Annotated in this window: 8 protein-coding genes and 1 pseudogene; 3 read left to right on the top strand and 6 right to left on the bottom strand. The window is 74.3% G+C overall.

Annotated elements, in window-relative coordinates:
* Positions 1-145: 145 nt before the first annotated feature.
* Complete coding sequence (locus ABZW03_RS30485; protein WP_355265301.1) at positions 146-808, bottom strand: transglycosylase SLT domain-containing protein; 663 nt, start codon at positions 806-808, stop codon at positions 146-148.
* 541 nt (positions 809-1,349) lie between these two features.
* A complete protein-coding gene (locus ABZW03_RS30480) occupies positions 1,350-2,174 on the bottom strand; it encodes an EI24 domain-containing protein (protein ID WP_355265298.1) in 825 nt (274 codons plus the stop codon).
* A gap of 141 nt (positions 2,175-2,315) precedes the next feature.
* On the opposite strand from ABZW03_RS30480, the gene ABZW03_RS30475 reads away from it, so the two are divergent.
* Entirely contained in the window at positions 2,316-3,101 is a 786-nt protein-coding gene (locus ABZW03_RS30475) for a serine protease (RefSeq protein WP_355265295.1), read from the top strand.
* Between the two features lie 48 nt (positions 3,102-3,149).
* On the opposite strand, the gene ABZW03_RS30470 is transcribed toward ABZW03_RS30475, so the two are convergent.
* The 3 genes from ABZW03_RS30470 to ABZW03_RS30460 all read right to left on the bottom strand — a co-directional run bounded on the left by ABZW03_RS30470 (position 3,150) and on the right by ABZW03_RS30460 (position 6,463).
* Complete coding sequence (locus ABZW03_RS30470) at positions 3,150-4,328, bottom strand: helix-turn-helix transcriptional regulator (protein ID WP_355265292.1); 1,179 nt, start codon at positions 4,326-4,328, stop codon at positions 3,150-3,152.
* 168 nt (positions 4,329-4,496) lie between these two features.
* The gene (locus ABZW03_RS30465) at positions 4,497-5,936 is read right to left on the bottom strand and encodes an amino acid permease (RefSeq protein ID WP_355265290.1); all 1,440 of its coding nucleotides are present in this window, start codon (positions 5,934-5,936) and stop codon (positions 4,497-4,499) included.
* A 290-nt stretch (positions 5,937-6,226) separates the two neighbouring features.
* Positions 6,227-6,463 carry a hypothetical protein gene (locus tag ABZW03_RS30460; protein WP_355265287.1) on the bottom strand — a complete coding sequence of 79 codons (237 nt, stop codon included), beginning with the start codon at positions 6,461-6,463 and terminating at the stop codon, positions 6,227-6,229.
* 145 nt (positions 6,464-6,608) lie between these two features.
* On the opposite strand from ABZW03_RS30460, the pseudogene ABZW03_RS30455 reads away from it, so the two are divergent.
* Positions 6,609-7,657, top strand: a pseudogene (locus ABZW03_RS30455) (Ku protein).
* 56 nt (positions 7,658-7,713) lie between these two features.
* On the top strand, positions 7,714-8,013 hold the full coding sequence (locus ABZW03_RS30450; RefSeq protein WP_355265285.1) for a hypothetical protein: 300 nt from the start codon (positions 7,714-7,716) through the stop codon (positions 8,011-8,013).
* A gap of 31 nt (positions 8,014-8,044) precedes the next feature.
* Here the strand turns inward: ABZW03_RS30450 and ABZW03_RS30445 are convergent, their stop codons facing one another.
* Positions 8,045-9,433, bottom strand: a complete 1,389-nt coding sequence (locus ABZW03_RS30445) for an NADP-dependent succinic semialdehyde dehydrogenase (protein WP_355265282.1) — start codon at positions 9,431-9,433, stop codon at positions 8,045-8,047.
* Positions 9,434-9,545 lie beyond the last annotated feature (112 nt).

Here is a 9,545-nt window from a genome sequence, read left to right as displayed (position 1 = left end):
GGGGTTCGGGCGCTCGCGGCACTGGGTGGTGGCGCGGGCGCGGTCCCCGGGGGGTGCCGAACGGGCCCGGGGGGTGCCGAACGGGGTCGGCTCGCGGACGGCGGTGTGCGGGTGAGGGGCCGGCGGGGTGCCGGACGGGGTCGGCTCAGTACCAGTGGTGGTTCTGCCAGAACGCCCAGGCGGCGCAGGGGCTGCCGTAGCGGGTGTTCATGTAGTTCAGGCCCCACTTGATCTGGGTGGCCGGGTTGGTGCGCCAGTCGGCGCCGGCGGAGGCCATCTTGGAGCCGGGCAGCGCCTGGACCAGGCCGTAGGCGCCGGAGGAGGCGTTGACCGCGAGCGGGTTCCAGCTGCTCTCGCGGAACACGATGTTGCTGAAGCACTGGAGCTGGCCGGCCGGGACGATCTGCGCGGCGATCTGCTGCGGGGTGCCGGAGTAGGCGGTCGTGAGGTTCTGGCGCTCCTGGGAGCGCGAGGCGGCGGCCGCGGCGTCGGCCTTGGCCTTGGCGTCCGCCTGGGCCTGCGCCTCGGCCTGGGCCTGCGCCTGCGCCTGCGCCTGGGCGGCGGCGTCCGCCTCGGCCCTGGCCCGGGCCTCCTGGGCGGCCTGCTCGGCGGCGGCAGCAGCGGCAGCGGTGTCGGCCGGGACCTGGTCGGCGACCGGCACGCCGTCCACCGCGACGGCGGCCGCGGGGGCGGCCTCGGTGGTGCTCCCGGCCTGCGGGATGGCGAGGGCGGCGGTGGCGGCACTCGCGACCACGAGGGTGGCGACGCCGGTGATCAGGGAGTTGCGGCGGGCATGGCTGAGCTGCATGGGGCGGGACGATCCTTCTCCGTCGGGGGCCGTGCCGGTGGCACCGGGGGCGGGGCATCGCGTGGGCTCCGGGTGAGCGGGGCCCGTGCGGCCGCCCTGGACGGCCGTGGCGCCCCGGCGGAAGCGGCGGGGCGGGCAGGCTGCGCGGCGGCGGAGGTGATCGGCTGCGCTGCCTGGCGACGGGCCATTCTTGGCAGGGCCGGGGACGGGTGGCAAAGCCGTGGACTACTACGCCGGATCGTGGCTGCGGGGCGCCCGCGGCGAGGCCTGGCGGTGGATTTGGTGCGGTGTGCCCGGATTGTCCATCGGGGGATCGAGATCGTGGACGGCGACGGATCGCAAGGGCGACAGCCGTGGTGGCCTGTGTTCTTCAGGCGGAGTGCGGTCTGGGGCGGTCCGGCCGGGGCGCCCCGGCGGCACCGGGGCGGGTGCCCCGGGCCGCCCCTCCACTACCGGGGATCGTAGGTGGCGATCCCGCTGTGGGCGGGCTCACACGCACCAGGGCGCGAGGTCGGCGCAGCGTGAGCGGACGGTCACGGACTCAGGACGTCGCGTACGGATTCCCCGGGACGGGCCGCCCGGTGGTGGGGTGGTCGGGCGCAGGCGACTCCTCGTCGGCGTCCTCCGTCGCGGGCGGCACGAGGTCGCGGCCGAGCAGGGTGGCGCCGGCGACGGCGCCCGGCATGGCGAGCACCGTGACCATCGGCACCAGGAACGCCAGCACCAGTGGCGTGCCGAACCCCAGCGCCAGCCCGAGCCGGGCGCGCAGCAGCCGGATCCGCTCGGGCTGCGGCACCTGGCGCCGCTGCAGGGCGACGGCCGTCAGTTCGACGGTCAGGAAGAAGCCGGACACCAGGAAGCCGAGCGCCGGGACCACGGTCTGCCCGATCACCGGGATGAACCCGCAGGCGAACAGCAGCACGCCGAACCCGGCCACCCGCAGCAGGACGTACGCGCTGTCGCGCAGGGCGACCAGCAGCTCGATCCAGACCGGGATGTCCGGCGGGGTGGGCGCACCGCCCTCGGACTCGTCGACCGCGGCGCAGAGCGCCTCGTAGAAGGGCTGCCCGACCAGCAGGGTGACCGCGGTGAAGGTGAGCAGGGACAGCAGCAGGCCGCCGCCGAAGACGATCGCGGCGAGCGCGTCGCGCAGCACGTCCCGCCAGGGGGAGCCCCAGCCGTCGGCGAACGGGGTGGCCCAGGCCGCGAGGTCGGTGGACCAGGCGCCGAGGGAGATGAGCGCCGCGATGTAGCCGACCAGCGCGATCAGGGCCGGCAGCATCCCGATGCCCCACCAACGGCCGTGCCGGCCGATCCACTTCTGGCCCTCGACCAGGTACTTCATCCCCACCACAAGATCTCGCATGGGCGATCACCCTAGGGCCTCCCCGCCCGGAACCCGGCATTGCCGTGTTCCTGCCAGTTTCGACCGGCAAGGTCCGGACCCTCCTGCCGCGCCGCCCGGCGGGCCACTCTCGGGTTCCCCCACCTGTCAAGGAGGAGCCCGATGAAGCGTCAACTCGGCAGAGTTTTCAGCGTGTTGGCCGGCCTGGTGTTCGGCGCCGGCCTGCTCGTGCTGCCCGCCGCCGCCTCGCCCGCACCGTCCCCCACCGTGGTCGGCGGGACGCGGGCGGCGCAGGGCGAGTTCCCGTTCATGGCGCGGCTGTCGATGGGCTGCGGCGGCGCGCTCTACACCTCGCAGATCGTGCTCACCGCCGCCCACTGCGTGGACGGCACCGGCGCCAACAGCGGCATCACCGCCACCTTCGGGGCGGTCGACCTGAGCAGCGGCAGCGCGATCAAGGTCCGCTCCTCGTACGTCTACCAGTCGCCGAACTTCACCGGCGCCGAGAACGGCGACGACTGGGCGCTGATCAAGCTGGCCTCGCCGGTGACCGGCAGCCAGGTCGCCACCCTGCCGATCGCCACCACCACCGCGTACGACAGCGGCACCTTCACCATCATGGGCTGGGGCGCCGCGCGGGAGGGCGGCGCCCAGCAGCGGTACCTGCTCAAGGCCACCGTGCCGTTCGTCGACGACGCCACCTGCGAGAGCGCCTACCCGGGCCTGAACCGGGCCGGCTCGATCTGCGCGGGCTACGACCAGGGCGGCGTCGACACCTGCCAGGGCGACTCCGGCGGCCCGATGGTCCGCCGGGACTCGGCGGGCCGGTGGATCCAGGTCGGCATCGTCAGCTGGGGCAACGGCTGCGCCCGCGCGGGCTACCCGGGCGTCTACAGCCAGGTGAGCACCTACGCGGGCGACATCGCCGCGGCGGCGGCCCGCCTCTGAGGCGACCTTGCGGGAAGGGTGCCCGGGCAGGAGCCTCTGCCCGGGCACTCACCCGTGCAGCCACTCCTCGGCCCGCCGCCGCTCGCGGGCGATCCGGCCGGTGGCGTCCGGGGGCAGGCGGGCGAGCAGGGCGGCGGCGGCGTCCGGGCGGCCGGCGAGCGCCTGGGCGCCGGCCAGCCGGGCGGTGACCAGGGCGTGGTCGCGCGGGTGGGCGGCCGGGTCGAGGAGCCGCAGGGCGGCCTCCAGCCGGTCCGCCGCGGTCCGGGCGTGCACGACGCGGCCGGTGCGGACGGCGAGGTCCCGGTGGCAGGTGCCGTGGGCGACGGTCAGGACCAGGTCGGCGCGGGCCGCCCAGGGCGTCGGCTCGCCGGAGCGCAGCGCGGCGTCGGTCAGCCGCCGGGCCTCCGCCAGCGTTCGGGCGACCTGCGGCGCCTGGCCGGCCAGCGCGTGGGCGTGGGCCTGGACGACGGCGGCCCAGGCCCGTGGCCCCGGCAGGGCAGGGGCGGCGGTCCGGGCGGCCTCGGCCAGCGCGAGCGCGGTGGCCGGGTCGCCGTGCCACCAGTACAGGGTGCTCTGCCGGGCGAGCAGCGCGGCCGCGGTGGCCCGGTCGCCGGTCGCGCGGGCCCACTCCAGCCCGGTGGCGTACCAGCTGAGCGCGCGGGCGGGCCGGCCGCCCTCGAAGTGGGCCCAGCCGGCGAGTTCGGCGTACTGGGCGGCGAGCGAGCGGTCGGCGGTGGGGTGCTCGCGCGGGTCGGGGAGCGGGCGGCCGAGCAGGCTGTGCGCGTGGTGTTCCAGGACGGCGGCCAGTTCCTCGCCGCCGATCCGGCCCGCGGCGGCGCGGTAGGCGGAGAGCAGGTGGGCGAGCACCTCGACGGTGGCGGCGTCCGGCGGGGCGGTGTCCGCGGCGAGCACCGGCCGGGTGGCGGCGCGGGCGCCGAGCCGTTCGCGTTCCCGGTGCACGGCCTGCCAGAGGGCCGCCAACTCGCCGCCGGCGAGCAGGAGTTCGTCGGCCCGGGCGGGCAGTCCGGGCGGTGGCCAGCGGCGGGCGTTCTCCACCCGGCTGATCAGCGAGTCGTGGTAGCCGAGCAGCCGGCCGACCTCGGCCTGGCTGAGGCCGCGGGCCTCGCGCCAGTGGCGCAGCCGGCGGCCGAAGCGCAGGCGGGCGGACTCGGGTTCGGTGCGGGGCGGGGGCGGCGGGGGTGGTGCGGGGGCGGGCAGGAGCGGCACGGGGTCTCCCGGAGGGGGCGGGGGGCTCGTGGGGGAGCGTCATGCCCTGGTATCCCCTTTGACGTGCCATGGTCAAACTGGCGGGGTCGTCCGGCCCGGGAACGGCACCGGGCCCGGGAGCCTCCGCAACGGCTCCCGGGCCCGGCGTTCCCGCGCGGGGCGGACGGGTCAGGAGCCCGCCGCCACCGCGGCCCGCCGCCGTCGGCCCACCACGGCCGAGGCCGCCAGCACGATGGCTGCGGCGACCAGCGACAGGTACATCTGCTTGCGCCCGTCGGCGTCGGTGAACATGTACGCCATGACGAACCCGATCATGCCCATGGCCGTCCAGGTCAGGTACGGGTACAGCCACATCCGGACGGTGTGCCGCTCGGGCATCTCGCGCTCGATGATCTTGCGCATCCGCAGCTGGGTGGCGCAGATCACCAGCCAGACGAAGAGCGCCACGGCGCCGGAGGAGTTGAGCAGGAAGGCGAACACGGTGTCCGGCGAGGTGTAGTTGAAGAAGACCGCGACGAAGCCGAAGACCACCGAGGAGAGGATCGCCACCCGCGGCACGCCGCGCGAGGTCACCGTGGCGAAGGCCTTGGGCGCGTCTCCGCGCTGGCCCAGCGAGAAGGCCATCCGGGAGGCGGTGTACATGCCGGAGTTGAGGCAGGACAGGACGGCCGTCAGCACGATCACGTCCATCACCTGGCCGGCGCCTGGGATGCCGATGTGGTCCAGCACCGCCACGTACGGGCTGGCCTTGACCTCGGCGGAGTCCCACGGGAGCAGGGTGACCACGAGCAGGATCGAGCCCAGGTAGAAGATCCCGATGCGCCAGATGACGCTGTTGGTGGCCTTGCTGACCGCCTTCTCCGGGTCCTCCGACTCGCCGGCGGCCAGGGTGACGATCTCGCTGCCCATGAAGGCGAAGACCACGGTGAGCATGCCGGTGAAGACCGCGCCCACCCCGTGCGGCAGGAAGCCGCCGTGGCCGGTGAGGTTGCTGGCGCCGACCGCGTGGGTGCCCGGCAGCAGACCGAAGGCGGCGAGGGTGCCGATCACCAGGAACGCGGCGATCGCGACCACCTTGATCCCGGCGAACCAGAACTCGAACTCGCCGTAGGAGGCCACCGAGAAGAGGTTGGTGGCGGTGAGCACCGCCATCACGATCAGCGCCCAGCCCCACTGCGGCACGCCGGGCACCCAGTTGTTGAGGATCTTCGCGCCGGCGGTCGCCTCGACCGCGAGCACCACGACCCAGAAGAACCAGTACAGCCAGCCGATGGAGAACCCGGCCCAGCGGCCGAGCGCGCGGTCCGCGTAGGCGGAGAAGGATCCGCTCTGCGGGTCGGCCGCGGCCATCTCGCCGAGCATCCGCATCACCAGCACGACCAGCGCGCCGGCCAGTGCGTAGGAGAGCAGGATGCCCGGGCCGGTGGACGCGATGCCGGCGCCGGAGCCGACGAACAGGCCGGCGCCGATCACACCGCCGATGGCGATCATCGACAGGTGGCGGTTCTTGAGCCCGGCCTTCAGGTGGCCGTCGCCGCCGTGACCGATCGGCCCCGGCTGCTGGGGGAGCGCCGTGGCCGTCGTGGGCTTGGTGGTGTCCGCACTCATCAAGGGTGCCCTGTGCCTTTCCAGCGCGGTGTGACCCTCGGCTCGTCGCGCCGGAGGGTGGGGGACTTGCCCGCGCATTGCGTCGCAACCTAACTTCTACGCCCGAGTATCGGAACAATGCTTTGATAACTGTTCGCTCACCGAACGCAAAAGGCCTGGTCAGGGCGGGTGGAAAGGTGGCATGGAAACCTCAGATCTGACGCATCGTCAGGATTCGGGCAGGTTGCCAAGCTCTGCTGGGGCTCAAGTCGGCCGCCGGGTGGACGGCCGGAGCGGCCGTCGGAGGCGGTTCAGACCGGCCGCAGCTCGAGGACGGTGATCGAGGCCGCGTCCGCCGGGCGTCCGGTCAGCCGGGCGGCCAGGATCCGGGGGACGTCCTCCTCCTGCGAGTATCCGGGCAGCACGGTCACCTCCGCGCGTCGTACCCCGGGCTCGCCCCGCACCGCGTACGTCACCAGGTAGCCGTACCGCTCCGGCGGCGGCCCCTCGTCCCGGTCGTGCCGGTCCTCCCGGCTCCGGACGGTCATCCGCATCGACCTCCTCGGCCCATTGTCGGCGCGGTGTGGCCGATCCCGGCGAATCCGGGCAGAGTGGGACTCTCGGGGCATGCCGTAGGAGCAACCCGAGCGTTCTCGGCGCGGCCGGTACCCGGCGCCGGTCAGGAGCGACCCCATGCAGACCACCTGGAAGGGGACGATCAGCTTCGGGCTGGTCAGCATCCCCGTCCACCTGTACTCCGCGACCCAGGAGCACGACGTCCCGCTGCACCAGGTGCACGCGAAGGACGGCGGCCGGGTGCGGATGAAGCGGTACTGCGAGCGGGAGGAGAAGGAGGTCCCGTACGCGGAGATCGCCAAGGGGTACGAGTCCCCCGACGGGCGGACCGTCACGCTCTCCGACGAGGACCTCGCCGACCTGCCGCTGCCCAGCAAGAAGGTCATCGACGTGCTGGCCTTCGTGGACGAGGGCGAGATCGACCCGCTGATGTTCTCCAAGGCCTACTACGTGGGCGTCGCCGACAAGGCCGCCGCCAAGCCGTACGCGCTGCTGCGCGACGCGCTCACCGACTCCGGGCAGATCGCCGTCACCAAGATCGCGCTGCGCACCCGGGAGTCGCCCGCGGTGCTGCGGGTGCACGACAACACCCTGGTGCTCCAGACCTGCATCTGGCCCGACGAGGTCCGCCCGGCGGCCGGCATCGCGCCCGAGGAGGACGTCACCGTCCGGCCGCAGGAGCTCAAGATGGCGCGGTCGCTGATGGACACCCTCTCCGAGGACTTCGACCTGTCCCAGCTGCACGACGACTACCAGCAGGCGCTGCAGCAGGTGATCACCGCGCGGCTGGAGGGCGTGGAGGTCCCGCACGAGGAGGAGCCGGGCGAGGCGCCGGACAACGTGATCGACCTGATGGAGGCGCTGCGCAGCAGCCTCAAGCGGGCCAAGGGCGGGCGGGAGGCGGGGCCGCGGAGGCCGGCGACGAGGCGGAGGAGCCCGCGCCGCGCAAGCGCGCCCCGGCCGCGAAGAGCACCCCGGCCGCGAAGAGCGCCCCGGCGGCTTCGAGGACGACCCCGAAGGCGGCTGCCAGGACCACCGCGAAGTCCACCTCGACGAAAAGCTCCGCGAAGTCCGCCGCGAAGTCCTCCGGGACGGCGTCCGCGCGGAGCCCGGCGGCGAAGAAGACCACCACCCGGAAGTCCTCGGCGCCCCGCAAGGCCTCCTGACCCCTCCGGGTCAGGCTCTCCTCCCGTCCAGCCGTCCAGCATTGGAGGCGATCCCGATGGACCTGCTGACCTACAAGGAAGTCGACGCCCGGGCCGACGCCGAGGCCGGCCCCCGAGCCCGGAAGGCCCGGGGCTTCGGGCACCAGGCCTGGCACTGGCTGCTCAGCCTCAGCCCCACCGTGGTGACGTTCATGATCGCGCTCTCGGTCGGGCTCGGCATGATCGCCGCCCAGGTGAGCCTGCTGGCGGTGCTGGTGCCGATGGCGGTCTTCTGGGGCCTGACGGTCGTCGCGATGATCGGCGTGATCGCCCGCTGGATGACCCCGGGGCCGGGCCGGCACCGGATGGCGTCCTGACCCGGCCGGGCCGGGTGGGGTCCGGGAGGGCTCAGCCGATCCACACCGTGGTGACGTTGCAGAACTCCCGGATCCCGTGCCCGGACAGCTCCCGCCCGAACCCGGAACGCTTGACGCCGCCGAACGGCAGCGCCGGGTGGGAGGCCGTCATCCCGTTGAAGAACACCCCGCCGGCCTGGACGTCCCGGACGAAGCGCTCCCGCTCGGCCTCGTCGGTGGTCCAGACGTTGGCGCTGAGCCCGAACGGGGTGTCGTTGGCGACCGCCACCGCCTCGTCCAGGTCCGCCACCCGGTAGACGGTGGCGACCGGGCCGAAGGTCTCCTCCTGGTGGATCCGCATCGCCGGGGTGATGCCGGTCAGCACCGTCGGCTCGTAGAACCAGCCGGTGTCCCAGCCGGTCGGGCGCCCGCCGCCGCACTCCACCCGGGCGCCGCGCACCCGGGCGTCCTCGACCAGCTCCTCCAGGTCGTCCCGCCCCTGGCGGCTGGCCAGCGGGCCGACGTCGGTGCCCTCCTCCATCGGGTCGCCGACCCGCAGCGCGCGCATCGCCTCGGTGAAGGCGGCGGTGAAGCGGTCGTACACGTCGGTGTGCACGACGAAGCGCTTGGCGGCGATGCAGGACTGGCCGTTGTTCTGCACCCGGGCCCGGACGGCGGTGCGCACCGCGGCGTCCAGGTCGGCGCTCGGCAGCACGACGAACGGGTCGCTGCCGCCCAGTTCCAGGACGGCCTTCTTCACCTCGTCCGCCGCGGTGGCCGCGACCGCCCGCCCGGCCGGCTCGCTGCCGGTGAGGGTGACGGCGGCGACCCGGCGGTCCCGGATCACCCCCTCGACCGCGCCCGAGCCGATCAGCAGGGTCTGGAAGCAGCCCTCCGGGAAGCCCGCCCGCCGGAACAGCTCCTCGATCGCCAGCGCGGTGCGCGGCACGTTGGACGCGTGCTTCAGCAGGCCGACGTTGCCCGCCATCAGGGCCGGCGCGGCGAACCGGATCACCTGCCAGAACGGGAAGTTCCACGGCATCACGGCCAGCACCGGGCCGAGCGGACGGTAGCGGACGTAGGCGCGGGCGGCACCGGAGTCGGCGACGTCGGCCGGGGCCGGGTGCTCGTCGGCGAGCAGCGCCTCGGCGTGGTCCGCGTACCAGCGCATCGCCTTCGCGCACTTGGCGGCCTCGGCGCGGGCGGCGGCGAGCGGCTTGCCCATCTCCTCGGTCATGGTGCGGGCGACCGCCTCCTGGTCCTGGTCCAGCAGGTCGGCCGCGCGGTGCAGCAGTGCGGCGCGGGCGGCGAAGGCGGTGCCGCGGTAGTCGTGGAAGGCCGCCTCGGCGCGGGCCAGCCGCTGCTCGACACCGGCCGCGTCGAGCGGTTCGAAGGTCTGGAGGGTCTCGCCGGTCGTGGGGTTGACGCTGGCGATGGGCATGCGGGGCTCCCAGGAGGGTTCGGGTGCGGTGCGTCTGCCCTCACACCCTCCCCGACCGCCCGGCTCCGGGCACGCCACCGCGCGCCCGGCGTGTCCCGGCGGGCGCGCGGCC

The sequence above is a fragment of the Kitasatospora sp. NPDC004799 genome, assembly GCF_040609095.1.
GTDB lineage: Bacteria > Actinomycetota > Actinomycetes > Streptomycetales > Streptomycetaceae > Kitasatospora.
The sequence above is the reverse complement of the archived record's forward strand: the minus strand, read 5'-3'. Positions and strand labels throughout refer to the sequence as shown.

What these genes read in the sequence shown, in the direction of transcription:
- ABZW03_RS30485 (WP_355265301.1), bottom strand. Translation starts at nt 808, where the DNA reads ATGCAGCTCAGCCATGCCCGCCGCAACTCCCTGATCACCGGCGTCGCC.
- ABZW03_RS30480 (WP_355265298.1), bottom strand. Translation starts at nt 2,174, where the DNA reads ATGCGAGATCTTGTGGTGGGGATGAAGTACCTGGTCGAGGGCCAGAAG.
- ABZW03_RS30475 (WP_355265295.1), top strand. Translation starts at nt 2,316, where the DNA reads ATGAAGCGTCAACTCGGCAGAGTTTTCAGCGTGTTGGCCGGCCTGGTG.
- ABZW03_RS30465 (WP_355265290.1), bottom strand. Translation starts at nt 5,936, where the DNA reads ATGAGTGCGGACACCACCAAGCCCACGACGGCCACGGCGCTCCCCCAG.
- ABZW03_RS30460 (WP_355265287.1), bottom strand. Translation starts at nt 6,463, where the DNA reads ATGACCGTCCGGAGCCGGGAGGACCGGCACGACCGGGACGAGGGGCCG.
- ABZW03_RS30450 (WP_355265285.1), top strand. Translation starts at nt 7,714, where the DNA reads ATGGACCTGCTGACCTACAAGGAAGTCGACGCCCGGGCCGACGCCGAG.
- ABZW03_RS30445 (WP_355265282.1), bottom strand. Translation starts at nt 9,433, where the DNA reads ATGCCCATCGCCAGCGTCAACCCCACGACCGGCGAGACCCTCCAGACC.